The 22,652-nt window shown below is 69.1% G+C and carries 26 protein-coding genes and 1 tRNA gene; 15 read left to right on the plus strand and 12 right to left on the minus strand.

Annotation, left to right across the window (positions count from 1 at the left end):
- Positions 1–108: 108 nt before the first annotated feature.
- A complete protein-coding gene (locus tag AC07NN_RS01230) occupies positions 109–174 on the minus strand; it encodes a hypothetical protein (protein WP_494638159.1) in 66 nt (21 codons plus the stop codon).
- A 68-nt stretch (positions 175–242) separates the two neighbouring features.
- On the opposite strand from AC07NN_RS01230, the gene AC07NN_RS01235 reads away from it, so the two are divergent.
- The gene (locus AC07NN_RS01235) at positions 243–545 is read left to right on the plus strand and encodes a helix-turn-helix domain-containing protein (RefSeq protein ID WP_494637332.1); all 303 of its coding nucleotides are present in this window, start codon (positions 243–245) and stop codon (positions 543–545) included.
- Here AC07NN_RS01235 and AC07NN_RS01240 read toward each other — a convergent pair.
- Positions 542–868 carry a hypothetical protein gene (locus AC07NN_RS01240; RefSeq protein WP_494637333.1) on the minus strand — a complete coding sequence of 109 codons (327 nt, stop codon included), beginning with the start codon at positions 866–868 and terminating at the stop codon, positions 542–544. The two genes, AC07NN_RS01235 and AC07NN_RS01240, sit on opposite strands and share 4 nt — an antisense overlap.
- 51 nt (positions 869–919) lie before the next feature.
- A complete protein-coding gene (gene phaR / locus AC07NN_RS01245) occupies positions 920–1,573 on the minus strand; it encodes a polyhydroxyalkanoate synthesis repressor PhaR (protein WP_494637334.1) in 654 nt (217 codons plus the stop codon).
- Positions 1,574–1,792: 219 nt separating this feature from the next.
- Between phaR and AC07NN_RS01250 the strand changes: the two genes are divergently transcribed.
- The 4 genes from AC07NN_RS01250 to AC07NN_RS01265 all read left to right on the plus strand — a co-directional run bounded on the left by AC07NN_RS01250 (position 1,793) and on the right by AC07NN_RS01265 (position 5,905).
- Positions 1,793–2,968, plus strand: a complete 1,176-nt coding sequence (locus AC07NN_RS01250) for an acetyl-CoA C-acetyltransferase (protein WP_494637335.1) — start codon at positions 1,793–1,795, stop codon at positions 2,966–2,968.
- An 89-nt stretch (positions 2,969–3,057) separates the two neighbouring features.
- Positions 3,058–3,780: a beta-ketoacyl-ACP reductase gene (locus AC07NN_RS01255; protein WP_494637336.1), complete on the plus strand. Its 723-nt coding sequence runs from the start codon at positions 3,058–3,060 to the stop codon at positions 3,778–3,780.
- 132 nt (positions 3,781–3,912) lie between these two features.
- Positions 3,913–4,695: a DUF4908 domain-containing protein gene (locus AC07NN_RS01260; protein ID WP_494637337.1), complete on the plus strand. Its 783-nt coding sequence runs from the start codon at positions 3,913–3,915 to the stop codon at positions 4,693–4,695.
- 220 nt (positions 4,696–4,915) lie between these two features.
- Positions 4,916–5,905: a LacI family DNA-binding transcriptional regulator gene (locus AC07NN_RS01265; RefSeq protein ID WP_494638161.1), complete on the plus strand. Its 990-nt coding sequence runs from the start codon at positions 4,916–4,918 to the stop codon at positions 5,903–5,905.
- Here AC07NN_RS01265 and AC07NN_RS01270 read toward each other — a convergent pair.
- From AC07NN_RS01270 to gloB, 4 genes are all read right to left on the minus strand, one after another.
- Positions 5,867–7,081, minus strand: a complete 1,215-nt coding sequence (locus AC07NN_RS01270; RefSeq protein WP_494637338.1) for an MFS transporter — start codon at positions 7,079–7,081, stop codon at positions 5,867–5,869. The genes AC07NN_RS01265 and AC07NN_RS01270 overlap by 39 nt on opposite strands.
- A 35-nt stretch (positions 7,082–7,116) precedes the next feature.
- On the minus strand, positions 7,117–7,557 hold the full coding sequence (locus AC07NN_RS01275; protein ID WP_494637339.1) for a hypothetical protein: 441 nt from the start codon (positions 7,555–7,557) through the stop codon (positions 7,117–7,119).
- Positions 7,558–7,698: 141 nt separating this feature from the next.
- Positions 7,699–8,163 (minus strand): cupin domain-containing protein, encoded by a 465-nt coding sequence (locus tag AC07NN_RS01280; protein ID WP_494637340.1) that lies wholly within the window; start codon positions 8,161–8,163, stop codon positions 7,699–7,701.
- Positions 8,160–8,909 (minus strand): hydroxyacylglutathione hydrolase, encoded by a 750-nt coding sequence (gene gloB, locus AC07NN_RS01285; RefSeq protein WP_494637341.1) that lies wholly within the window; start codon positions 8,907–8,909, stop codon positions 8,160–8,162. Before gloB ends, AC07NN_RS01280 begins: the two co-directional genes overlap by 4 nt.
- A 65-nt stretch (positions 8,910–8,974) precedes the next feature.
- On the opposite strand from gloB, the gene AC07NN_RS01290 reads away from it, so the two are divergent.
- Together AC07NN_RS01290 and AC07NN_RS01295 are read left to right on the plus strand one after the other, a co-directional pair.
- Positions 8,975–9,766: a class I SAM-dependent methyltransferase gene (locus AC07NN_RS01290; RefSeq protein WP_494637342.1), complete on the plus strand. Its 792-nt coding sequence runs from the start codon at positions 8,975–8,977 to the stop codon at positions 9,764–9,766.
- A gap of 73 nt (positions 9,767–9,839) precedes the next feature.
- Positions 9,840–10,184: a P-II family nitrogen regulator gene (locus AC07NN_RS01295; protein WP_172273841.1), complete on the plus strand. Its 345-nt coding sequence runs from the start codon at positions 9,840–9,842 to the stop codon at positions 10,182–10,184.
- On the opposite strand, the gene AC07NN_RS01300 is transcribed toward AC07NN_RS01295, so the two are convergent.
- Positions 10,185–11,759 carry an MFS transporter gene (locus AC07NN_RS01300; RefSeq protein ID WP_494637343.1) on the minus strand — a complete coding sequence of 525 codons (1,575 nt, stop codon included), beginning with the start codon at positions 11,757–11,759 and terminating at the stop codon, positions 10,185–10,187. It abuts the gene before it with no gap.
- Between the two features lie 94 nt (positions 11,760–11,853).
- Here AC07NN_RS01300 and AC07NN_RS01305 point away from each other — a divergent pair, with 94 nt between their 5' ends.
- Positions 11,854–13,365, plus strand: coding sequence for a phospholipase D-like domain-containing protein (locus tag AC07NN_RS01305; protein ID WP_494637344.1), 1,512 nt, complete (start codon positions 11,854–11,856; stop codon positions 13,363–13,365).
- Here AC07NN_RS01305 and AC07NN_RS01310 read toward each other — a convergent pair.
- Genes AC07NN_RS01310 through metX form a run of 3 tightly spaced genes read right to left on the minus strand, consistent with a single transcriptional unit; the run spans position 13,322 to position 15,932 of the window.
- Positions 13,322–14,101: an endonuclease/exonuclease/phosphatase family protein gene (locus AC07NN_RS01310; RefSeq protein WP_494637345.1), complete on the minus strand. Its 780-nt coding sequence runs from the start codon at positions 14,099–14,101 to the stop codon at positions 13,322–13,324. The genes AC07NN_RS01305 and AC07NN_RS01310 overlap by 44 nt on opposite strands.
- On the minus strand, positions 14,098–14,781 hold the full coding sequence (gene metW, locus AC07NN_RS01315) for a methionine biosynthesis protein MetW (RefSeq protein ID WP_494637346.1): 684 nt from the start codon (positions 14,779–14,781) through the stop codon (positions 14,098–14,100). Before metW ends, AC07NN_RS01310 begins: the two co-directional genes overlap by 4 nt.
- Positions 14,778–15,932: a homoserine O-acetyltransferase MetX gene (gene metX / locus AC07NN_RS01320; protein ID WP_494637347.1), complete on the minus strand. Its 1,155-nt coding sequence runs from the start codon at positions 15,930–15,932 to the stop codon at positions 14,778–14,780. The genes metW and metX overlap by 4 nt, the downstream gene beginning before the upstream one ends.
- A 79-nt stretch (positions 15,933–16,011) precedes the next feature.
- Here metX and AC07NN_RS01325 point away from each other — a divergent pair, with 79 nt between their 5' ends.
- Genes AC07NN_RS01325 through AC07NN_RS01350 form a run of 6 tightly spaced genes read left to right on the plus strand, consistent with a single transcriptional unit; the run spans position 16,012 to position 20,418 of the window.
- Positions 16,012–16,524 (plus strand): SixA phosphatase family protein, encoded by a 513-nt coding sequence (locus tag AC07NN_RS01325; protein ID WP_494637348.1) that lies wholly within the window; start codon positions 16,012–16,014, stop codon positions 16,522–16,524.
- Positions 16,521–16,865, plus strand: a complete 345-nt coding sequence (locus AC07NN_RS01330; protein ID WP_494637349.1) for a DUF952 domain-containing protein — start codon at positions 16,521–16,523, stop codon at positions 16,863–16,865. Before AC07NN_RS01325 ends, AC07NN_RS01330 begins: the two co-directional genes overlap by 4 nt.
- Positions 16,862–17,920: a quinone-dependent dihydroorotate dehydrogenase gene (locus AC07NN_RS01335; RefSeq protein WP_494637350.1), complete on the plus strand. Its 1,059-nt coding sequence runs from the start codon at positions 16,862–16,864 to the stop codon at positions 17,918–17,920. Before AC07NN_RS01330 ends, AC07NN_RS01335 begins: the two co-directional genes overlap by 4 nt.
- The gene (locus AC07NN_RS01340; protein WP_494637351.1) at positions 17,917–18,663 is read left to right on the plus strand and encodes a TVP38/TMEM64 family protein; all 747 of its coding nucleotides are present in this window, start codon (positions 17,917–17,919) and stop codon (positions 18,661–18,663) included. The genes AC07NN_RS01335 and AC07NN_RS01340 overlap by 4 nt, the downstream gene beginning before the upstream one ends.
- Positions 18,664–18,672: 9 nt before the next feature.
- On the plus strand, positions 18,673–20,178 hold the full coding sequence (locus tag AC07NN_RS01345) for a sensor histidine kinase (RefSeq protein WP_494637352.1): 1,506 nt from the start codon (positions 18,673–18,675) through the stop codon (positions 20,176–20,178).
- Positions 20,179–20,187: 9 nt separating this feature from the next.
- Positions 20,188–20,418, plus strand: a complete 231-nt coding sequence (locus tag AC07NN_RS01350) for a hypothetical protein (protein ID WP_494637353.1) — start codon at positions 20,188–20,190, stop codon at positions 20,416–20,418.
- Positions 20,419–20,488: 70 nt separating this feature from the next.
- On the opposite strand, the gene ggt is transcribed toward AC07NN_RS01350, so the two are convergent.
- Positions 20,489–22,234, minus strand: a complete 1,746-nt coding sequence (ggt, locus tag AC07NN_RS01355; protein ID WP_494637354.1) for a gamma-glutamyltransferase — start codon at positions 22,232–22,234, stop codon at positions 20,489–20,491.
- Between the two features lie 252 nt (positions 22,235–22,486).
- Between ggt and AC07NN_RS01360 the strand changes: the two genes are divergently transcribed.
- Positions 22,487–22,563: transfer RNA gene (locus AC07NN_RS01360), tRNA-Arg, on the plus strand.
- Positions 22,564–22,652: the final 89 nt, after the last annotated feature.

The raw sequence follows: 22,652 nt of genomic DNA on the forward strand, positions 1-22,652 counted from the left end.
ACCTCGTCCTTCGACAGGCTCAGGGTGAGGTTTCTATTGAACCGCCGTGCCAGTCGTCCTCACCCTGAGCTTGTCGAAGGGCGGGGGCGGGCCGGGATGCTGGACTGCCTAGGTCAGCGCCGTGAAGATCAGGGCGACGACGGCGATGTCGAAGATGCGGATGGCGATGGACATGGCGGACTCGCGGCGATGACTGCCTCCTCGATTAAGCAAGATCGGCGCCAGATCGCCGGGGCGCGCTGATGGCTCTGTTCTTCGACGCCGCCTGGTACGATGAGCAGCTGGCCGAGCGTGGGCTCTCGCGCGTGATCCTCGCCGCCGCCGCCGGCATGACCGAGGCCGACCTGGCGCTGGCCTTCAAGGACCAGCGCGAGCTGTCGATGCGGGAAGTGTCTGCTTTCGCCGAGCTTTTGGGCGTCACGCCGGCCGAGGCCGCCTCGCGCGCCGGTGTCCGTCCGCCGCCGGCGAGCGACGCCCAGCGCATCGCGGCGCTGGAGGCGCGGGTCGCCGCCCTGGAGGCCGAGCTGGCTCGCCTGAAAGGCTAGATGTTGGTCTTCTTCAGCAGGCCCGCCTTGGGACGGCGGTCGGCCTCGCCGGAATATTCCGTGCCGAGATAGGTCGATCTGGCGTTGTCGAGCACTTCCTGCCCACCGCGCAGCCCGCGCTTCTGGCCCGGCTGACCCAGGACATGGGCGGCGAAGGCGGCGAAGCCCTCGCGACGCGGCGGCGGAGGTTGCGGCGCGGAATCCTCGTCCTCGACCACGAACACCGTCTCGTCGTCGGTCTCATGACGATCGGTCTTCCGCGGCGCCGGCAAGGCTCGGCGCGCGGGACCGGGACGTCGAATGGGATCGATCGGGTCGCTCATGACCTTGGGACCCTAGGGCCAAGACGGTTAAGAACGGCTGGACCGGTTTGGTTAAGGCTTGTTGGCCAACTTGGCGAGCTGCTCCTGCATCGCCTCCATCTGGCGCTTCAGGTCGGCCAGGGAATCGTCGCTGGCCGGAGCGGCGGCCGGAGCCGGCGCGGCCTCGGCCTGGGCGGCCGCCGCGGCGTCTTCCGGGCGCACATAGGCGAACGGCGAGAACATCTTCATGGCCCGGTCGAACAGCGCCATGTTCTGGCGGATCTGCTCTTCATAGACACCCATGCCGGGGATCTTGCCAGGCGCCAGGCCCGCGAACTGGCCGCGCATGCGCTCCTGCTGCTTGGAGAAGCTCTCCAGCGACATTTCCAGGTACGACGGCAGGAAGGCCTGCATCGAGTTGCCGTAGAAGCCGATTAGCTGGCGGAGGAACTGGATGGGCAGCAGGTTCTGGCCGCCGCCGCGATTTTCCTCTTCGAAGATGATCTGGGTCAGGACGGACCGCGTGATGTCGTCGTTGGATTTGGCGTCATAGACGACGAAGTCCACGCCCTCCTTCACCATGTCCGACAGGTGTTCGAGGGTGACGTAAGAGGAAGACGCTGTGTTGTAGAGGCGACGGTTCGCGTATTTCTTGATGATCACGCGCTGGCCGGTCGACTTTTCAGACCCGGCGGCCGTTTCGCCTTTTTCAGGGTTCTCGGACATTTCGTTCCCTAGGACAGCGGTTACATCCGCTTCTCGCACCGCACTATCGCTAATGCAAAGGCATGGCGCCAGTGGTCAGATGACTTGGAGCTGTCGCGAAGCCATGAAAATGTGTCCGTGGACGAACACGGTTCGTATGTGCAAGTTGATGCTGCATTGCAAAATAACGGGCGCCGCAACAGCGAAGGCGTCACGTCAGATCGTCACGGGAGCTATCGTATGAGCGACATCGTCATCGTTTCCGCCGCCCGCACCCCAGTGGGTTCGTTCAACGGGGCGCTGTCCAGCTTACCCGCCTCGGAGCTCGGCAAGCTCGCCATCGAGGCCGCCGTCTCGCGCGCCGGCATCGCGCCGGCCGATGTGGACGAAGTGATCCTGGGCCAGGTGCTCCAGGCCGCCGCCGGCCAGGGCCCGGCCCGCCAGGCCTCGGTCAAGGCCGGTATCCCGGTCGAGAGCCCGGCCTGGAGCCTGAACCAGTTGTGCGGCTCGGGCCTGCGCGCCGTTGCGCTCGGCGCTCAGCAGATCGCCGACGGCTCGGCCACGATCGTCGTCGCCGGCGGTCAGGAGAGCATGAGCCAGGCGCCGCACGCCCAGAACCTGCGGGGCGGCCAGAAGATGGGCGACCTGCAGTTCATCGACACCATGATCAAGGACGGCCTGTGGGACGCCTTCCACGGCTACCACATGGGCCAGACGGCCGAGAACATCGCCAGCCGTTGGCAGATCACCCGCGAAGATCAGGACAAGTTCGCCGTCGCCTCGCAGAACAAGGCCGAGGCGGCCCAGAAGGGCGGCAAGTTCGACGAGGAGATCGTCCCGGTCACCATCAAGGGCCGCAAGGGCGACACCATCGTCGACAAGGACGAGTTCATCCGCCACGGCGCGACCCTGGAAGGCATTTCGGGCCTGAAGCCGGTGTTCACCAAGGAAGGCTCGGTCACCGCCGCCAACGCCTCGGGCTTGAATGACGGCGCCGCCGCCCTCGTCCTGATGAGCGCCGACGAAGCCGCCAAGCGCGGTCTGAAGCCCCTGGCCCGCATCGCCTCGTGGGCCAATGCCGGCGTCGAGCCCGAGATCATGGGCACCGGCCCCGTCCCGGCCTCGAAGAAGGCGCTGGAGAAGGCCGGCTGGACCGTCGCCGATCTGGACCTCGTGGAGAGCAACGAGGCCTTCGCCGCCCAGTCGCTGTGCGTGGTCCGCGAGCTGGGCCTCGACCCGGCCAAGGTCAATGTCAACGGCGGCGCCATCGCCATCGGCCACCCTATCGGCGCCTCGGGCGCGCGGATCCTGACCACGCTCGTCCACGAGATGAAACGCTCGGGCGCCAAGAAGGGCTTGGCCACATTGTGTGTCGGCGGCGGCATGGGCGTTGCCATGTGCGTCGAAGCGGTCTGAACCTAGGACCGGGACGATGATCCGCGTCCGGCGTCGCGTGCGCCGCGCGGATTATCCGCATCCATAAGAAGAGCGATCGGGAGAGACATATGACGAGAGTTGCGTTCGTGACCGGCGGCACCCGCGGGATCGGTCGAGCCATCTGCGAGCGACTGATCGCCGACGGCCACAAGGTGGCGGCCGGTTATTCCGGCAATGAAGAAGCCGCCGCGGCCTGCGCCAAGGAGCTGGGCGTGATGGTCGTGAAGGGCAATGTCGGCTCGTTCGAGGATTGCCAGGCGGCCGTGAAGAAGGTGGAGGCCGAACTCGGTCCCGTCGACATCCTGGTCAACAACGCCGGCATCACCCGTGACGGCATGCTGCACAAGATGACTTACGAGCAGTGGTCGGAAGTGATCCGGGTCAACATGGACTCGGCCTTCAACATGACCCGTCCGGTGATCGAGGGCATGCGCGATCGCGGCTGGGGCCGGATCGTCAACATCAGCTCGATCAACGGCCAGAAGGGCCAGATGGGCCAGACCAACTACTCGGCCGCCAAGGCCGGCCTTATCGGCTTCACCAAGGCCCTGGCCCTGGAGAACGCCAAGAAGGGCGTGACGGTCAACGTGATCTGCCCCGGCTATATCGACACCGAAATGGTGGCGGCGGTGCCGGAGAACGTCCTGGCCCAGATCGTCGCCGGCATCCCGGTCGGCCGTCTCGGCAAGGGCGAGGAGATCGCCGACATGGTCTCGTTCCTCTCGGGCGAACGGGCTGGTTTCGTGACCGGCGCCACGCTCAGCCTGAACGGCGGCCAGTACATGGCCTAAGAGCCAGGGACCGACCTCCCCGAAGCCGAGACTTGACGGCCGCTGTTGCAGTTTGGCCTCATGCGCCCGGCTTCGGGGAATGGACGTTAAGACGTCCAAGATTCGCCCCAGTCGGCGGGCAGTACGGATCGCATGAAATTCTGTAAGGCGGAGCTAGGCGATTTGGGGGCGCGGATGTCCCTGACCATCGCGGCTCTGATGGTCATGGCGGCGTCGGCGAACGCCCAGCAGCTGCCGCACTCGTTGCGGGACGCCCTGCTCGGCCACAAGGGCCAGGCCGAGGCGCGTCGAGTCGCAGCTCCGCCCGTGGCTCGCTATGCGTCCGAGACCGGCGGGACCTTTATTTTCGACCAGGCCGCGCCCCAGCCCCTGATGAAGTTCGACAACAGCACCGAGGTCTGGGTGCTGTCGGCTCAGCCCGCCTCGCGCGGCGACGTCATCTATCGCAACGACCTGGGCGAGCCCGTGCTGCGGGTGACCAAGCTCGGCGGGATGATCCTGTTCACGGACGACGCCCCGATGGGCGCGGCCGCGGCCCTGTCGGGCCGGGCCTCGTCGATCCAGCCGCCGGCCATGCTGTCGGTCGCCGCCCTGTTCCAGCGCCTGGCCATCGCCGCCGCCCGCGCCAGCCGCGCGGCCCAGCACGATATCGAGTTCGCCACCATCCAGGCCGCCCGCCCCGAGACCTCAGTCATGATCGCCGACTCCGCGACCCTGACCGCCGAGGCCTTCGAGCGCGCGGCGCGCAAGGGCGACCGTTCGATGCTGAGCAAGATCGTTCGCGTCCTGCTCGCCGAGGGGCGCAAGCCCGGCGCCCAGATGAAGGATGGCTCCCTGGTGATCACCTATGCGCCGGGCCAGGGCCTTGCCGGGCGCCCGTCCTCGAAGCGGATCGTCAAGGTCATCAACCGCTAGCGAACGCCGGGCTTCAAGCGTAACCATAAGCGCTCAACGGTCGTTTACCCGACCGTCTTAGCAGTGCCCGCTTGTCCCTCGTCTCGATAGCGCTGTCGTCCGCAACACAACCGGACATATTGCGACGCTAGCGAGGCTCCCCCGCCCGACTGCAAGGCCCTATTGTTTGCTGATGGATCGCCCCGACATTGCCGAGGCCCCCGAGCGAGGGCGGCTGAAGATGGCCGACATCGCCCGGATGGCGGGCGTGTCGATCTCGACGGTGTCCCGGGCCCTGGCCGGCAATCCGCTGATCCCCAAGGCCTTGCGCGACCAGATCGTCGAGATCGCCCAGACCCACGGCTATGTGGTCAATCAGTCGGCCCGCAGCCTGCGTCTTCGCAAGACCGACACCATCGGCGTGATCATTCCCCTGGCCCACGAGGCCGGGCAACTGATCTCGGATCCGTTCTTCCTGGAGATGGTCGGCCGCCTGGCCGACGAGATCACCCGCCGCAACTATTCCGTGCTGCTCAACAAGGTGATCGTCACCGAGGCGGGCTGGCTGGATCGGATCATCCAGTCGCACCGCGCCGACGGCCTGGTGCTGATCGGCCAGAGCACCCAGCACGAAGCGCTGAACGTCGTCGCCGACACCTACAAGCCCATGGTGGTCTGGGGCGCCCAGCTGCTCGGCCAGCGCTATTGCGCGGTGGGTAGCGACAATGTCGAGGGCGGCCGCCTGGCCGTCGCCCACCTGGCCGCCCAGGGCCGCAAGCGCATCGCCTTCCTCGGCGCCACGGACGCGCCCGAGGCCGCCCAGCGGTTCGAGGGCTACAAGAAGGGGCTGGCCGAGGCCGGGCTCGCCTTCGACCCGGCTCTGGTGGTCTCCACGCCCTACACCCTTGAGGAGGCCCAGCAGGCGGTGGCCGACTTCCTGGCCAAGGGCGTCGCGTTCGATGCGGCCTTCGCCTTCTCGGACGTTATCGCCCTGGCTGCGGTCGGCGCCCTGAGCGAGGTCGGCAAGACCGTGCCGGGCGACGTGGCGGTGGTCGGCTTCGACGACATCGTCCTGGCTCGCCACAGCGCGCCGCCGCTGACGACCGTCCGCCAGGACCTGGAGTTCGGCGCGCGGGCGATGGTCGACCTGCTGTTCCGCCGCATGGCCGGCGAGGACGCGCCCTCGACCCTGTCACCCGTCCAGCTGATCGTGCGCGGCAGCAGCCTCTAGCCGCGCGCGGCTGGGGTCCTTCACGGCGTTGAAGACCAGCACGCCGGCCAGGGCCAGCGCCAACCCCGCCGCCAGTCCGAACCCCGCCCGAGGTCCGCCGAGCAGGTCGCTGACCGCGCCGATGGCCAGCGGCGAGATCACCGCCGACAGGCAGGTGACGAACAGGATGAAGCCCGCCGCCGCCCCGTGCCGCGCGACCGGGAAGCCGCTGATCGCCTTGGAGTTCAGGGTCGGATAGAGCACCGACATGAAGAGGCCCGACAGCGGCAGCAGCACCGCTGCCGCCTGCAAGCCGCCGATCAGGGCGCCGGCGAAACAGGCCAGGATAGCCAGGCCGCAGACCGCCAGGGCCCGGGTCCAGCCCAAACTCTCCAGGATCCAGGCCCCGACGAAGCGCCCGACGGCGCGCAGCACGAAGAAGGTCGACAGCGCGTAGGCGCCGGGCAGCAGGACCTCGGCGCCCTCGGCCGCCAGCAGACTGGGCATCCAGACGTACACAGCCGTCTCGACGCCGACATAGAGGAAGATGCAGGCCCCGAAGCCCAGGGCGTGGCGGTCGCGGGCGATGGCCAGGGTCGCCGACAGGTCGAAGCCCTCGGACGCTTCCGACCGGTGGCTCGGAAAGCGGATCGTCGCCGCCAGGGCCAGCAGGGCCAGGGTCAAAACGCCGGCCAGGCCGTACAGCGCCGTCCAGGGCAGTCCGGCGGCCAGCAGCCGCGCGACGATGGGTGGACCGGCGATGGCGCCGACGGCGAAGAAGCCCTCGACGACGTTCATCTGGCGGGTGTGCTCGGCCGGCGTGCGGGCCAGATCGCCGATCAGGGCCAGGGCGCCGGTCTTGAAGACCCCGATGGCCAGGCCGCTGACGAACAGCAGCGCCAGCAGGGGCCAGAGGCCGCGATTGGCGGCGATCAGCAGCGAGGCCAGGGCGAACAGGGCCAGCCCCGCCAGCACCGTGGTCCGGCGGCCCCGCCGGTCGGCCATTCCCCCCAGGAACAGACCGGCCAGGGCGATGCCGGCCATGGTGGCGTACTGCAATCCGCCGGCCTCGGTGAGGTTGAGGCCATAGGCGCGGGCGACCTCGGGGATCAGCACGCCGACGACATTGGTGGTCATCGCCGTGACCAGGAACATCAGCCACGTCAGGCCCCGCAGGGCGCGGTTGGCGGAAGACATCTCCGCCCCTCCGGCGTGGTCGTTGCGCCGCGACCCTACGCCGCTTCGACGCCGATGGTCTTCAGTTCCTTCAGGAAGCGGGTGAGGCTCTGGTGCGAGCGCTTCAGGCCTTGCAGCACTTCGGGCTTGGCCAGGGCGGATTGCGGGACGATGAACCCTTCGCGGCCGATGCGCTGGGCCATGCCCTTGTCCAGCATCTCGACGAAGCGGCGGCGCACGGTCTCGTAGGGCAGGTCCAGCGAGTCGGCGACCTGGCGCACGGTCAGCGGACGGCGCTCGTGATCCGGCGGAACCTCGTCGACCTCGGCATAGAGACCGCCGCGAATGTGCGAGCAGTTACCGGCCCAGAGGGTGGTGAAGACCAGGGCGTACAGCAGGTCCGAACCGTGGACCTCGTTGGCGATTTCAACCCAGCGCAGAATGTAATCGGTGGCGTAGCGCGTTGCCGCGCGCGCGTTGGCGTACTCGTCGGACATTTGGTGACTCAGTTCCCCGCGACCGGATCTTAGCCGGTGTGAAAAGGTTTGCATGGCTTACGTAACGACGCCATGCGACCGAGTTACCCACCATGGGTACCCCAATCGGGGATGTGCGGCGGGTTGACGCAGGGGTGGGGGTCAGCCGCGAGAAGGGGTCCAGTCCGGGGGCGCCATCTCGAAGCCCTCGAACCGGAAACCCGGCGCGACGGTACAGCCGACGAGGGTCCAGGCCCCCAGGCTGACGGCGGTTTGCCACCACGAGGTCGGCACCACCACCTGCGGCCGGCAGCCGGCGCGCAGGTCCGGACCCAGCACATAGGCCGTGACGCCCGCGCCGTCGGGCGGCGAGAGGGTGATCGAGATCGGTGCGCCGGCGTACCAGTGCCAGGTCTCGACCGCGTCGACGCGATGCCAGACCGAGACTTGCTCGGCCTCCAGCAGGAAGTAGATGCAGGTCGACTTGGCCCGGCCGTCGGGACCCGGCTCGTCTTGGAACGTCTGTCTGTACCAGCCGCCCTCGGGATGCGGCGCCAGGTCCAGCATCCGCACGATCTCCTTGGCGCCCAGATCGCCCGAGAGGCCCTTCTCGATCACGCTCGTCATCCCTTGAAGCTGTCCTTGGCGGCGCGGATCTCGGCGAACGCCGTTGCTGGCGTAGCGGCGTTCGGCCGCAGCAGCGGCGCGCGCAGGAACGGATTGGTGGCCTTCTCGACGCCGATGGAGGTCGGCACCGTCGCCTCGCCGCGCTCGCGGGCGGCGAAGATCGCGTCGGCGCGGGCCTTCAGCGCCGGGTCGTCGTCGACCGACAGGGCGAAGCGGGCGTTCGAGGCCGTGTACTCGTGGGCGCAATAGACCGTGGTGTCGTCCGGCAGGTCGGCGACGCGGGAGAGCGAATCCCACATCTGCTCGGGCGTGCCTTCGAACAGGCGACCGCAGCCCAGGGCGAACAGGGTGTCGCCGACGAAGGCAATACCATCGGCGGCGTCGTGGAAGGTCAGGTGCCCCAGGGTGTGGCCGCCGGTGTCGATGACCGTAAAGCGCGTCTCGCCCAGCAGGACGACGTCGCCATCGCGCACCACGCGGTCCAACGGGGCGATGCGCGTCACTTCGGCTGGGCCGGTGATGGTCGCGCCGGTGGCCTTCTTCAGGGCGTCGTTGCCGCCCGCGTGGTCCGGATGCCAGTGGGTGTTGAGGATCAGGTCCAGCGTCCAGCCCAGCTTGTCGAGCTCGTCGAGGATCGCGTCGGCGTCCGGCGTGTCGATGGTGGCGACCTTTCCGGTGGCTTCGTCGCGGATCAGGAAGCCGTAGTTGTCGGACAGGCAGGGGAACTGGTGGACGGTCAGGGTCATCGGCTTGCTCTATCGCCGCGACGCGGGCGCGAATACAAGGATGGCCCTGGATCCTGGGAGACTCAATGCGCCGCGACGTGCTGGACCTCCGAGCGTTCTACGCCGCCCCCCTGGGCCGTGCGGCGCGGACCATGCTCACCCGCAAGGTGGAAGAGGCCTGGGGCGACACGCGCGACCTCGACGTCCTGGGTGTCGGCTACGCCACCCCGTTCTTGGACGCGGCGCGGGCTCGAGCCCGTCGGGTCGTGGCCGCCATGCCCGCCCAGCAGGGGGTCGAGGTCTGGCCGCACGGCGGTCGGAACCAGGCGTGCCTGGTCGAAGAGACCGCCCTGCCGCTGCCCAACGCCATGTTTGACCGCGTCCTGGCCGTTCACGCCCTGGAGGAGGCCGACGATCCGGCCGCCCTGCTGGCCGAGATCGGTCGGGTGATGGCCCCCACCGGCCGCCTGATCGTGGCCGTTTCCTCGCGCGACGGCGCCTGGACGGGGGCCGAGACCACGCCCTTCGGCCACGGCCGCCCCTATAGCCGCAGCCAGTTGGAGAGCCTGATCCGCGAGGCCGACCTAGAGCCGGCCGGCTGGACCCGAGCGCTCTACGTGCCGCCGTTCGGGGCCATGGCTGGCTGGGCCGAGGGCTTTGAGCAGGTCGGCGCGCGCCTGTGGCCGCGCTTCGCCGGGGTGATCCTGATGGAGGCGATCAAGCAGACCTTCGCGGTCAAGCCGCGCGGTCATCGGGCTCGGGCGAGGGTGTTCGCGCCCGGCGTTCTGCTGCCGAGTCCGGCGGGACCGACGCCCGCACGCCACTCAGAAGGGCGTCCGGCGCCTGTTCATAAGGCGCCGAGCGGTCTGGAAGTCTGATCTTACTTGGAGCGAAGCGCTCGGACGCCTAGCTTGGAGTCGTAACAACCGTTCGCTCCCCGGGAACACCGCCATGAAGATGATCGTCGCCGTGATTAAGCCGAGCCGCCTCGACGCGGTGCTCGAAGCGGTCACCGAGGCCGGCGCGTCGGGGCTGACGGTCACCGAGGTGCGCGGCTACGGCCGCCAGAAGGGCAAGACCGAGGTCTATCGGGGCGCCGAGTACGAGGTGAAGCTGCTGCCGAAGGTCAAGCTGGAGATCGCCGTGCCGACCGACGTGCTCGAGCCCGTCGTCGAGGCCCTGCAGCGTACGGCCAACACCGGCAAGATCGGCGATGGCAAGGTCTTCGTCATGGACCTGGAGCAGGCCCTGCGCATCCGCACTGGCGAGCGCGACGCGGCCGCGATCGCGGGCTAGCTAGCGCTCCAGCTCCCGCAGATCCCGCCCGCGCGTCTCGGTCCCGAACCAGGCCGTCAGCAGGGCCGCCAGGGCCAGCGGGGCGATGATGATCAGCGCCGCCGTCTTCAGGGCCGGCACCGCGCCGAGGATGCCCAGGGTCTGGGCGATCAGGCCGCCCGACTTGCTGCACGCCGCGATCCAGCCGGTGGCGCGGCCGCGCACCCGCAGCGGATAGCTCTCGGCCGCATAGGGCAGCAGGATGGCCAGCAGGCCGTTGGCGCCAAGGATCATCAGGGCGACCGGCAGGATCGGGCTGGCGCCGTTCTCGACCAGCAGCACGCCCGCCACGCCGATGGCGCTGACCACGATCGTGCCGACCAGCGACCACTTGGTGCTCCAGCGGCTGTAGAGGAAGGCGCAGACGAACACCGTCGGGAAGGCGATCAGGGCCGACTTGGCCAGCAGCTTGCTGGACACGCCCATGCTGTAGCCCTTGGCCACCAGCTCGGCGGGCAGCCACAGCAATAGGCCGAAATTGACCAGGCCCCAGGCCACGGCGGCGATGCTGAGGGCGGCGGTCATGCCGGCGTAGCGGCGCTCGACCGGCGGGGCGGTCAGGACGTGGTGATGGTCCGCCGCCTCGGCCGGGGTCTCGTCGCGTTCGCGCACGACCGAGCCGAAGCGCTTCATGATCGCGTGGGCCGTGTCGATCCGGCCGATGGTCATCAGGAACTTGGCGGACTCGGGGATCGCGCCGGACAGGGCGATCAGGATCAGGCCGGTCGGCAGGTTCAGGAACCACATGATCCGCCAGCCGAACTCCGGCTGCAGCAGGGCCGACAGGCTGGAGGAGGCGAGGTAGCCGCCCACCGCGCCCAGGCCGCCGACCAGGACGAGGCTCCAGCCCCGGTGCTTCGACGGCATGGTCTCGGCCAGCAGGGCGTAGACCACGGGCAGCAGGCCGCCGGCGGCCGCGCCCATCATGAAGCACATGCCGACGTTCCACCAGAAATCGGGCATGGCCCCGCAGATCGAGGTGCCGACGAACATCACCGCCGACAGCAGGATCGAGGCGCGGCGGCCGAAGATGTCGGCCAGGATCCCCCAGATGATCGAGCCGGCCACCGTGCCGGTCAGGGCCGCGAACGGCAGCCAGGCGACCATGGCCTTGGAGACCTCGTATTCCTTGATCATGCCGGGCACGACGAAGCCCAGGCTGGCCGGCTTCATGATGTCGATGATCAGGGCGACCACCAAGGTCAGCATCAGGCCCCAGTGAGCGCGTGACAACGGCGCGTCCTCGGGCGGTGTGACCTCGACGGTGTGGTGGTCGTGGCTGTGATCGGTTCCGCGACGGGGCAGCAGCCCCCAGCCGGCCAGGGCGCAGCCTGGCGGGATGATCAGCATGCCGATCGTCATCCCTAGGTCCATCGACATGCCGGCCAGATGATAGCCGCTGTTCGAGCCCATCAGGTACATCGGTACGTGCAGGATGACCCCGGCCGTGACCACGAGGCAGCCCAGCCAGAAGGCCCAGAGCCTCTGGCGATCGGCGAGTACGTGAGGGGTCTTGGGTGCGTCGAAAGCGGTCATGTTGGGTTCACGTCGCGAATGTGCAGGATGCCATTCTCAAGCGGAGCCATAACACGGGCCCGCGCGTTGTCGCATCTCACGGCGTTCAGGTCCTATGAGTTCCAGCTCCTCCGTCTTCCAACCGGGATACAACTGCTGGCGGGTCGAGCCCGCGGACCGGCTGGCGCTGTTCATCGACAACGACGAGGCGTTCGACGCCCTGAAGCCGCTGATCCTGTCGGCCAAGAAGTCGATCTGGATCCTGGCCTGGGTGTTCGATCCCCTGACGCGCCTGGATCCCGACCGCGTGCGCAAGAGCCGCGACCCGACCCACGCCGACCGCATCGGCCTGATCCTGCGGCGGCAGGCGGCGCTGAACCCGGGTTTGGACGTGCGGGTGCTGACCTGGGACATGCCGTTCCCTATCGCCGCCTCGCAGCTGTTCGGTCCGCATCGGGGGGCGGCGTTCTTCGCCGGTTCGCGGGTGAAGTACCGGCTGGACGCCACCCTGCCGGCCAGCGCCTGCCATCACCAGAAGGCGGTGATCATCGACGGCGTCACGGCCTTCGTCAGCGGCGGCGATATCGGCGTCGATCGCTGGGACGACTGCCGGCACCTGGACAACAACCCGCTGCGCCGCCTGCCGACCGGCCGCCACTACCCGGCCCGGCACGAGGTCTCGATGCTGGTCGACGGGCGCGCGGGGGAGGCGATGGCCGACCTTTTCATGGACCGCTGGACGTCCTCGGGCGGCGACCCGGTCGAGCGCCCCGAGCGCCCGGACGAGACGCCCTGGCCCCAGGACCTGCTGCCCGACCTGCGCCGGATGCCGGTCGCCGTGGCGCGCACCTCGGCCGCCTGGCAGGGCCGGCCGGAGGTCACCGAGTGCATGCTGCTGCATCTCTCGGCGATCCGCCGCGCCCAGCGGCTGATCTATCTGGAGAACCAGTACCTGACCTCGCCGATCATCGTCGAAGCCCTGGCCGAGCGCTTGGCCGAGCCGGACGGCCCCGAGGTGGTGACCATCGGCCCGGCCCGCAGTCCCAGCTATTTCGACCAGCTGACCATGGACAGCGCCCGCACGGCGGCGATCAACCGCCTGCGCGAGGTCGACGTCCACAAGCGCTTCTCGGCCTTCTCGGCCCATACGCCGAAGGGGGGGGCGATCATCGTCCACTCCAAGGTGACGATCATGGACGACTGGATGCTGCGGATCGGCAGCGCCAACCTGAACAACCGCTCCATCGGCCTGGACAGCGAGTGTGACCTGGCGTTCGAGGGGCATTCGGACCTGGAGCGCGAGACGATCCGCGCTTTCCTGGGCCGGCTCGTCGGCCACTTCATCGACCGCTCGGCCGAGGACGTGCTGGAGGCGGTGGAGCGCGAGGGCGGCCTGGCGGCGGCGATCAATGCGCTGGACGTGAAGGGCGGCCCGCCGCGCCGGCTGCAGCCCGTGCCGGCCCGGACGCTGACCGCGCCTCAGAAATTCATCGCCGACTGGAGCCTGGGCGACGCGATCTCGCCCGACGACGCCTGGCGCCCGTGGGGCCGTCGCGCCCGCCTGCGCCGCGACATCGCCCGGCTCACCGAGCCGCCGCCGGAGCCTCCGGAGCACTTGCAGCCGTGATCTCCAGCTCGACCACCAGCGGCAGGTGGTCCGACGCGACCCGGGCCAGCGGGCTGAACGGCGAGCTGACCCCGCGCGTCTCCAGGCCCTTGGTCAGGAAGACGTGGTCGATCCGCATGAACGGGAAACTGGACGGGAAGGTCGCCGTGGCCGGGCGCGGCCAGGCCGGCGTCGGCGCCTGGGCGTCGCGCAGAGCGGTCCGTAGCATCCGATAGGTGGCCGAATAGGGCGTGGCGTTGAAGTCGCCCAGCACCACCCCCGGCGCGACCCAGGCGTCGTCGCCCATCCAGTCGGGGCCCAGCAGGGCGGCGGCCTGGCGCTTCTGCTCCTGGGGCACGAGGCCCAGGTGGGTGTTGATGATCTGGACCTTGGACCCGCCGACCTCGACCTCGACCCACAGGGCGCCGCGCGGCTCCAGGCCCGGCACGCGCTTGTAGAGCGGCAGGCCCCTGGCCTTGACCCGGCGCTCGGGCAGGGCGGTCAGGATGGCGTCGCCGTACAGTTCCTCTTCCACGGTCATGGCCGGGTGGAAGTGGAAGCTCATCTTCAGAAGTTCGGCGAGGCGGTGGGCCTGGTCGACGCCCTTGGTGCGGGCGCGCAGGACGTCCAGCTCCTGCAGGGCCACGACATCCGGTCTTTCGGCCGCGATGACCTCCGCCACACGCTCGACGTCGAGCTTGCGGTCGGTGCCCACGCAGCGGTGGACGTTGTAGGTCATGAGACGAAGCGTCTTCATCCGTCGAAGAGATCGCCCGAACCGGGCAGAGGTTCCCCCTCGTAGAGGTTTCTTTGAGGCGCCGCGCCATTGCGGCTGAGCATGAACAGGCAGGTCTCGGACCGCCAGTTCTCGATGGCGCTGGTCGGGTCCATCGCCCGCGCCGCGCCCTTGCCGGCGAAGGCGGCGCTGGCGTCGACCCGCAGGTTGAGATCCGCCGTCAGGGCCATGAAGTCGGCCAGGGTGCAGAGGTGGATGTTCGGCGTCGACCACCAGGGCAGCGGCAGGGCTTTGGTCTCGGGCATCCGGCCCCGGCTCAGCAGCGACCAGCGCACGCGCCAGTGGCCGAAGTTCGGGAACGAGACGATGGCCCGGTCGGCGATGCGCAGCAGCTCGTCCAGCACGTGGCGCGGATTGCGCGTCGCCTGCAGGGTCTGGGACAGCACCGCGTAGTCGAACGAGCGGTCCGGGAAGTGGTCGAGGTCGAGGTCCGCGTCGCCCTGCACCACCGACAGGCCGCGCGCCATGCAGGCGGCCACGCCGCTGGCGCTGAGCTCCAGGCCCCGGCCGTCGACCTGCTTCTCGTGGGTCAAGAGGTCCAGCAGCGCGCCCTCGCCGCAGCCGACGTCCAGCACGCGCGAGCCGGGGCGCACCAGGCGCAGGATCTCGCGGAAGTCCTCGCGGATGGTCGCGTTGGTCAAACAAGCCCCCGGTCGCGCTCGGCCGAGCTGAGGAAGCCCGCCAGGGCCGCGTCCATCACCGGCTCGTCCAGCAGGAAAGCGTCGTGGCCCTTGTCGCTCTCGATCTCGGCGAAGGCGGCCCGAGCCCCGGCGGCGGTGAGGGCGCGGACCAGGTGGCGGCTCTCGGCGGTCGGATACAGCCAGTCGCTGGTGAAGCTGAGCACGCAGAACCGCACGTGGCGGGCCTTGGTGAAGGCCTTGGCCAGCACGCCGCCATGGCCGGCGGCGATGTCGAAATAGTCCGTCGCCCGCGTGATGTAGAGGTAGCTGTTGGCGTCGAACCGGTCGACGAAGCTGGACCCCTGGTGGCGCAGGTAGCTCTCGACCTGGAAGTCGGCGTCGAAGCCCCACGACAGGCCGTCGCGCTTCAGCTCGCGGCCGAACTTCCGCTGCAGGGCGGGTTCGGACAGATAGGTGATGTGCGCGGCCATCCGCGCCACGGCCAGGCCCTTGCCGGGCTGGACGCCGTGGTCGGCATAGGCGCCGCCGCGCCAGTCCGGATCGGCCATGATCGCCTGGCGGCCCACCTCGTGGAACGCGATGTTCTGGGCCGTGTGGCGCGAGGCCGAGGCCAGGACCACGGCGCTGAACAGGCGCTCGGGATAGTCCACGGCCCACTGCTGCGCCTGCATGCCGCCCATCGAGCCGCCGATGACGGCGAACAGGGTCTCGATGCCCAGCGCCTTCACCAGCATCGCCTGGGCGCGGACCATGTCGGCGATGGTGATGACCGGGAACGACAGGCCGTACGGGCGGCCGGTCGCCGGATTGGTCGAGGCCGGGCCCGTCGAGCCCATGCAGCCGCCGATCACGTTCGAGCAGATGATGAAGTGGCGTTCCGGATCCAGCGGCTTGCCGGGGCCGATCAGGCGCAACCACCAGCCGGGCTTGCCCGTCGTCGGGTGCGGCGAGGCCACGTACTGGTCGCCGGTGAGGGCGTGACAGATCAGGACGGCGTTGGACTTGTCGGCGTTCAGCTCGCCATAGGTCTGGTAGCCGATCTCCAGGCCTTCGATCATTCCGCCGGAATCGAGCCGCAGGGGTTCGTTCGCGGGAAACCGCCAGGTTCCCCCGCCGAACAGGACGGGTGTGACCAGATCGAGCGCAGCCATGGCCCGCTTGGACCCCTTGGCGAAGAAGGTGTCAACCGCGCGCTTCCTGCGAACGCGCCAGACGGCTATGGAGGGCGCCATGGAGCGACTGATCCTGATGCGCCACGGCAAGGCCGAGCGGCACGCCCAGAGCGGCGGCGACTTCGAACGCGCCCTGGCCGAGAGCGGCCGGGCCGATGCCGCCGTCATGGGTAAGGTGTTGGCGGGATTGGCCTATTCGCCCGACGTGGTGCTGGTCTCCTCGGCCCGCCGCACGCGCGAGACGGCCGAGCAGGTCGCCGTCAGCTTCCCCAAGGCCCGGGTCGAACACCTGCGCGACCTCTATCACGCCGATCCCGAGGAAATCGTCCAGGCGATCGAGGACGACGGCGATGCGGCCGCGACGGTGATGGTCGTCGGTCACAATCCCGGCATGCACGAGCTGGCCCTGCGACTGGCCCTGCAGGGCGACGCCTCGCCGATCCAGACCAACAAGCTGCGGGGCCGCTTCCCGACCTCGACGGTCGTGATCTTCAAGTGGAACCCGGGCGGTCCGCCGGTGCTGGAGCACCTGCTGTACGCGAACGAGAACGGCGGAGCCGGCGGCGAATGACCCTGATCTACAAGATCCTGTCCCGCGCCGAGTGGGACGCCGCCCAGGCCGCCGGCCAGTTCGAAGGCTCGGCCGTCGATCACGCCGACGGCTTCATCCATCTCTCCGCGGCCGACCAAGCCCAGGAGACCGCTGCCAAGTGGTTCAAGGACCAGGCCGACCTCGTCCTCCTGGGCGTCGAGGCCGAGGAGCTGGGCGAGGACCTGAAATGGGAAGCCTCGCGCGGCGGGGCGCTGTTCCCGCACCTCTACCGGCCGCTGCTGGTCAGCGAAGTCCTGAGCCAGGTCGAGCTCGCATTGGACGCCGATGGCGTGCCGCAGCTGGGCGACCACCTCGCATGAGCCTTCACGACATCGCCGCCCGCGCCCTGCACCTCTTCGATCCCGAGGACGCCCACGGCTTCGCCATCCAGGGCCTGAAGCTGGGCCTGGGTCCGCGCGAGAGCGGACCCGACGACCCGATCCTGGCGGTGACGGTCGCCGGCCTGGAGCTGCCCAACTGCGTGGGCCTGGCCGCCGGCTTCGACAAGAACGCCGAGGTTCCGGACGCCATGCTGGCCGCCGGCTTCGGCTTCGCGGAGGCGGGCACGGTCACGCCGCTGGCCCAGGCCGGTAACCCGCGCCCGCGCCTGTTCCGTCTCTCCGAGGACCAGGCGGTGATCAACCGCATGGGCTTCAACAACGGCGGCCTGGAGCCGTTCGCCCAGCGCCTGTCGGATCGGCAGGGCAAGGGCGGAATCGTCGGCGCCAATATCGGGGCCAACAAGGACGCGACCGACCGCATCCAGGATTACGTCACCGGCCTGACCCGCCTGTGGGGCCTGTCGGACTACTTCACCGCCAACATCTCCTCGCCCAACACGCCGGGCCTGCGCGCCCTGCAGACCAAGGCGGCGCTCGAGGAGTTGCTGGGCCGCCTCGAGGAAACCCGCGCGGCGCTGAAGGTCGCCTCCGGCGCCGACTATCCGATCTTCCTGAAGGTCGCGCCCGACCTGGAGGACGGCGAGGTCGAGGCCATCGTCGAGACCGTGGTCGATGCGGGCCTGGACGCCATCATCGTCAGCAACACCACCATCGCCCGTCCCGACACCTTGAAGTCGGCCCGAGCCGGCGAAGGCGGCGGCCTGTCCGGCGCGCCCCTGCTGGGCGCCTCGACGGCGGTGCTCAAGCGCTTCCACGCCGCCGCCGCTGGCCGTGTCGCCCTGATCGGCGCGGGCGGGATCGCCGACGGCGCGGGCGCCTACGCCAAGATCCGGGCCGGCGCGCGGGCTGTGCAGCTCTATTCGGCTCTGGTCTATGGCGGCCCGGGCCTCGTCACCCGCATCAAGCGCGACCTCGCCGCTCGTCTTCGGGCCGATGGCTTCACCGCGGTCGAGGACGCCGTCGGCGCTCCATGACGCAACCACAGGCCCTGACGCTGCTGCGCCGTTTCGGGCCGCTCGCGGTCATCGTCATCCTGTTTGTCGTCGCCTTCGCCAGCGGTATCCCAGAGCATCTGTCGCTGGAGACTCTGCGTCGCAGCGGGGCCCGGATGCAGGCCTTTGCGGCCGAGAAGCCGATCCTGTGCGCGGCGATCTATCTGGCGATCTATGTCAGCTCGGTCGCGGTCTCGCTGCCCGGCGCCCTGATCCTGTCCCTGACCTCCGGCTTCCTGTTCGGACCCCTGGGCGGCGCCTTGGCGGTCACGGGCGCCAGCGGCGGCTCGACCATCACCTATCTCGTCTTCCGCACCGCCTTCGGCGACGTGCTGCGCCGCAAGCCCGACGCCTTCCTGGCGCGCATGGCCGAAGGTCTTCGGAAAGACGCGTTCAACTATCTGCTGACCTTGCGCCTGATCCCGGCTTTCCCGCTGCTCGCGGTCAATGTCGCCGCCGGGATCGCCAACATTCCCGTCCGCACCTTCGTCCTGGCCTCGGTGCTGGGCATGATCCCGAGCTCTTTCGTCTATGCCGGAATCGGCGCGGGACTTGGCCATCTCTTCGCCCAAGGCGGGCCCGTGACATTGGCGACCCTGTTCTCGCCGCGAATCTATGTTCCAATTATCGGCATGGGCGTTCTGGCCTTTCTGCCGCCGTTGTGGCGCCATTGGCGCAGACGGCGCGAGGCCGCGCCTTTGCCAAAGCCTTTGGACGAGAAGTAGCCGCCCCGGATGGTCGAAACGGTTCCGCCGTCGGAGACTGGTCCCGCCCCGCCCCGGAAGCGCTTTCCGTGGCCCGGCGGCCTGTCGGCGCGCCTGCTGCTGTTCACCGCCATCGTCGTCGCCTTTGGCGGCCTGCTGATCCTGCCCCCGGCCCTGGCGGCCTTCGAGGAGCAGTGGCTGCTGGACCGCGTGCGGGCCGGGGAGCTGGCCTCGACCATCGCCGAATCGGATCCGGAGCTGCGGGTCAGCGACGCGGTCGCCAACCAGATGTTCGACCAGGCTGGGGCCGTCACCGTCGCCGTCCAGGTCGACGGCGCCCGGCGCCTGGTCCTGCCGCCCAAGCAGCCATTCGAGACGCCCTATCTCGTGGACCTGCGCCGCCAGAATCCGGGCTCGTGGCTGGCAGCCCCGTTCTTCACCCTGACCAGCCCCAAGGGCGCCATGGTCCGCGTGATGGCCGAGCCGCGCTTCCGCAAGGCCGAGTTCGTCGAGGTCGTGCTGCCCGATGCGCCGCTGAAGGCCAAGCTGGTCGGCTATTTCTGGCAGCTGGCCGGCGTGACGCTCTTCCTCGCCAGCCTGGCCGGCCTGCTGGTCTACGCCTTCCTCAACGTCTTCCTGGTCCGCCCGATGCAGCGGATCACCCGGGCGATGGAAGCCTTCCGGGGCGATCCCGACGATCCGGCCGCCCGCATCGCCGTCTCGCAGCGCCGCGACGAGATCGGCCGCGCCGAGGCCGAACTCGACCGCATGCAGGCCGACCTGCTGGCCGCCCTGTCGTCCAAGGCGCGCCTGGCCGCGCTGGGTGAGGCGGTGGCCAAGATCAACCACGACCTGCGCAACATGCTGACCAGCGCCCAGATGGCCTCCGACCGCCTGGCCGCCCTGGGCGACCCAAAGGTGGCCCAGGCCCTGCCGCGCCTGGAACGAGCCCTCGACCGCGCCATCACCCTGGCTTCGGACGTCATGGCCTATGGCAAGTCCAAGGAGCCCGAACCCGTGGTGCGGACCATCGCCCTGCGTCCGGCCCTCGATATGGCCGCCGAGGACGCGGGCCTCATGCCTCAGGGCGTGGAGCTGCAGACCGTCATCGGCCCGCGCGAGCAACTGACGGCCGATCCGGACCAGCTGCACCGCATCCTGACCAACCTGCTGCGCAACGCCCGCGAGGCCATTGAGGGCGCGCCGGACCGGGGCGGCAAGGGCAAGGTGTTCATCGAGCTGCGCCGCGTCGACGGCCTCAGCGTACTGCGCCTGTCCGATGACGGCCCCGGCGTGCCCGAGCGGGCGCGCAACAACCTGTTCCAGCCGTTCGTGGGCTCGGCCCGTCGCGGCGGCACGGGCCTGGGCCTGGCCATCGCCCGCGAGCTGGCTCAAGGTCATGGCGGCGACCTGATCCTGGTGGAAACCGGACCGGGCGGTTCGGTGTTCGACCTGACGCTGGCCGGCGTTCCCGAGCCGCTGCCCGAGCCTCCGGCGGAAATTGGCGACAAGGCAGCCGACGCGTCAGCATCCTAGGAGGATCCGATGACGACCACCTGGACCATCGCGGTGAAGCTCGGTGCCTCGCCCGAACACGCGCCCATCCACGAGATCACCGTCGAGGCCCCCGACGCCCCGACCGCCCTGCGCCGCGTGGCGGCCATGGTCGCCGTGCAGGAAGCGGCCGACGCCGAGCTGCTGGTCGACGGCCAGGAGGAGGTCTTCTCCCGCGCCGAGGTCGAGGCTGGCCTGGAAGAGCACCAGGCCCACACTTAAGGGCAAGCGCGATAGCCGAAAGTGGAAGCCGGTTTCGGCGGCTATCGCGCGACAAAGAAAGTAGGGGCCTCTAGAGCCCCTTGGCCGTGCCTTCGCGACGCGGGTCCGCGCCACCTTCCAGCACGCCGCCCGGACGCACGATCACGCCGTGCAGGCCCGAGGTCTCCAACTGGCCGACCTTGACCGCCACGCCGCGCGCGTTGAGCGCCGCCAGCATCTCCGGTCCGAACAGGTCGGCGTCGCCCGAGAAGTTCTCGCCCCGCGCCACCAGGTTCGGCAGCGACACGGCCTCCTGCATGTTGAGGTTCCAGTAGAACAGCCCGACCATGGCCTTGACGTTATAGGACAGGATCGCATTGCCGCCCGGCGAGCCCACGGCGGCGACGAACTTGCCTTTCTTGTCCAGCACGATCAGCGGCACCATCGACGAGCGCGGACGCTTGCCGGCCGCCACGGCGTTGGCCGCCGGCGCGCCGTCCTTCTCCTTCGGCGAGAACGAGAAGTCGGTCATCTGGTTGTTCAGGAAGAAGCCGCCGACCATCCGGCCCGAGCCGAAGATGCTCTCGACTGTGGTGGTCATCGACACCACGTTGCCCTGCAGGTCGTAGACCGTCAGGTGGGTCGTGCCGCCCGGTTCCTTGGTCATGTCGATCCCGACCTTGGGCGCGCCCTTGGGATGGCCGAAGGGCGGAGCCGCGCCGGCCTTGTCGGTGATCAGTTTGGCGCGCTGGGCGACGTACTTCGGGTCCAGCAGGCCCTCGACCGGCACGGTGACGAACGAGGGGTCGCCCACATAGCGGTCGCGGTCGGCGTACATGACCCGCTCGGCCTGGGCCAGCAGCGTCCAGGCCACCGGGTCGGTCGGGCCGCGCTTGCCGATGTCGGTGTGCTCCAGCATCTGCAGCGCCTGGATCACGGCCACGCCGCTGGACTGCGGGTTGGGCACGCAGACGGTATAGACCTTCCACGGGCGGCACAGGGCCGGGGCCGAGCGCGGCTTGTAGGTCTTCAGGTCCTCCAGCGAGATCGTGCCCGGCAGCTCGCCCTGGCTCACGCGGTCGACGATCGCCTGGGCGATCGGACCTTCGTACAGGGCCGAGGGACCCTCGGCGGCGATGCGGCGCACCGTCTCGGCGTAGAGCGGGTTCTTCAGAAGGTCGCCGGCCTGGTAGCGGGCGCCGTCCGGCTTGGTGAAGTACTTCACCGCGTCGGGCTGCGAGGCCTGGGGCGCGCGGCTGACGATCATCCCGGCCAGACGCGGGCTGACGATGAAGCCGTCGGCGGCCAGGCGCTCGGCGTCCTTGAACAGGGTGTTCCAGGCGGCCTTGCCATGTTCCTTCTGAGCCTGGGCCAGCATGGCCACCGCGCCCGGCACCCCGGTCGCCCGGCCCGAGACCACGGCGCGGACGAAGGGCAGAGGCTTGCCGGCCTCGTCCAGGAACATGTCCGGCCCGGCCCCGTGCGGCGCCTTCTCGCGGCCGTCATAGGCCGTCACCTTGCCGGTCTTGGCGTCGTAGAACATGAGGAACGAGCCGCCGCCCAGGCCCGAGCTCTGCGGCTCGACCAGGCTCAGCACGGCCTGGATGGCGACGGCGGCGTCGACGGCGTTGCCGCCCTCGCGCAGGACCCGCAGGCCCGCCTCGACCGCCAACGGATTGGCGGCGGCGACCATGCCCTTGGCGGTCGTGGAGTTCACCACCGGCTTGGGCGTGGGCATGCCCAGCTTGATCGACTCGGCCTGGGCGGCGACCGGGGCGAGCGTCAGTTGAACACAGGCGGCGAGAGCGAGCAGGGAAGGCGACACGATACGACGCATACGGATCCTCGTAGAGAATGCAGGGAACGGCCTGCCCGCCGTTCGAAGCCGTCCATGGACACCAACGGAGCGGCGCTGTCACGTGCAGATAGTCACCCAAGACGCTCATTTCGCCTCTCTGAAGCCAAGTCGGGCAGGGCTCTTTCCGTCGGCGAACGCCGGTGCGCGAAACTTTTCGAAATTATCCTTCAAACCGGGCTTGCGTCCCCGGAAGGGACGGGCTATTTCCCCCGCCTCGCCGAAAGGCAGTGCGCGCCCGTAGCTCAGCTGGATAGAGCATCAGACTACGAATCTGAGGGTCGGACGTTCGAATCGTTCCGGGCGCGCCATTTTCCTAAAATCCTTTGAAAACAAACTCTTAGCCGGTCCTCCAGGGGTGATTTTCATCGCTATTTTCAACAGAATTTGAGCTTCGGAC

The organism is Caulobacter sp. GW821-FHT09H08 (genome assembly GCF_059415885.1).

Bases quoted from the DNA above. Each gene is read 5' to 3' on its own strand.
- AC07NN_RS01275 (WP_494637339.1), bottom strand. From the start codon at position 7,557: ATGTCCGACGAGTACGCCAACGCGCGCGCGGCAACGCGCTACGCCACC.
- ggt (WP_494637354.1), bottom strand. From the start codon at position 22,234: ATGCGTCGTATCGTGTCGCCTTCCCTGCTCGCTCTCGCCGCCTGTGTT.
- AC07NN_RS01345 (WP_494637352.1), top strand. From the start codon at position 18,673: ATGGTCGAAACGGTTCCGCCGTCGGAGACTGGTCCCGCCCCGCCCCGG.
- AC07NN_RS01340 (WP_494637351.1), top strand. From the start codon at position 17,917: ATGACGCAACCACAGGCCCTGACGCTGCTGCGCCGTTTCGGGCCGCTC.
- AC07NN_RS01260 (WP_494637337.1), top strand. From the start codon at position 3,913: ATGAAATTCTGTAAGGCGGAGCTAGGCGATTTGGGGGCGCGGATGTCC.
- AC07NN_RS01280 (WP_494637340.1), bottom strand. From the start codon at position 8,163: ATGACGAGCGTGATCGAGAAGGGCCTCTCGGGCGATCTGGGCGCCAAG.
- AC07NN_RS01255 (WP_494637336.1), top strand. From the start codon at position 3,058: ATGACGAGAGTTGCGTTCGTGACCGGCGGCACCCGCGGGATCGGTCGA.
- AC07NN_RS01300 (WP_494637343.1), bottom strand. From the start codon at position 11,759: ATGACCGCTTTCGACGCACCCAAGACCCCTCACGTACTCGCCGATCGC.
- AC07NN_RS01330 (WP_494637349.1), top strand. From the start codon at position 16,521: ATGACCCTGATCTACAAGATCCTGTCCCGCGCCGAGTGGGACGCCGCC.
- gloB (WP_494637341.1), bottom strand. From the start codon at position 8,909: ATGACCCTGACCGTCCACCAGTTCCCCTGCCTGTCCGACAACTACGGC.
- AC07NN_RS01310 (WP_494637345.1), bottom strand. From the start codon at position 14,101: ATGAAGACGCTTCGTCTCATGACCTACAACGTCCACCGCTGCGTGGGC.
- AC07NN_RS01290 (WP_494637342.1), top strand. From the start codon at position 8,975: ATGCGCCGCGACGTGCTGGACCTCCGAGCGTTCTACGCCGCCCCCCTG.
- AC07NN_RS01270 (WP_494637338.1), bottom strand. From the start codon at position 7,081: ATGTCTTCCGCCAACCGCGCCCTGCGGGGCCTGACGTGGCTGATGTTC.
- AC07NN_RS01335 (WP_494637350.1), top strand. From the start codon at position 16,862: ATGAGCCTTCACGACATCGCCGCCCGCGCCCTGCACCTCTTCGATCCC.
- AC07NN_RS01240 (WP_494637333.1), bottom strand. From the start codon at position 868: ATGAGCGACCCGATCGATCCCATTCGACGTCCCGGTCCCGCGCGCCGA.
- AC07NN_RS01265 (WP_494638161.1), top strand. From the start codon at position 4,916: ATGGCCGACATCGCCCGGATGGCGGGCGTGTCGATCTCGACGGTGTCC.
- AC07NN_RS01325 (WP_494637348.1), top strand. From the start codon at position 16,012: ATGGAGCGACTGATCCTGATGCGCCACGGCAAGGCCGAGCGGCACGCC.
- metX (WP_494637347.1), bottom strand. From the start codon at position 15,932: ATGGCTGCGCTCGATCTGGTCACACCCGTCCTGTTCGGCGGGGGAACC.
- AC07NN_RS01305 (WP_494637344.1), top strand. From the start codon at position 11,854: ATGAGTTCCAGCTCCTCCGTCTTCCAACCGGGATACAACTGCTGGCGG.
- AC07NN_RS01295 (WP_172273841.1), top strand. From the start codon at position 9,840: ATGAAGATGATCGTCGCCGTGATTAAGCCGAGCCGCCTCGACGCGGTG.
- phaR (WP_494637334.1), bottom strand. From the start codon at position 1,573: ATGTCCGAGAACCCTGAAAAAGGCGAAACGGCCGCCGGGTCTGAAAAG.
- AC07NN_RS01250 (WP_494637335.1), top strand. From the start codon at position 1,793: ATGAGCGACATCGTCATCGTTTCCGCCGCCCGCACCCCAGTGGGTTCG.
- AC07NN_RS01235 (WP_494637332.1), top strand. From the start codon at position 243: ATGGCTCTGTTCTTCGACGCCGCCTGGTACGATGAGCAGCTGGCCGAG.
- AC07NN_RS01350 (WP_494637353.1), top strand. From the start codon at position 20,188: ATGACGACCACCTGGACCATCGCGGTGAAGCTCGGTGCCTCGCCCGAA.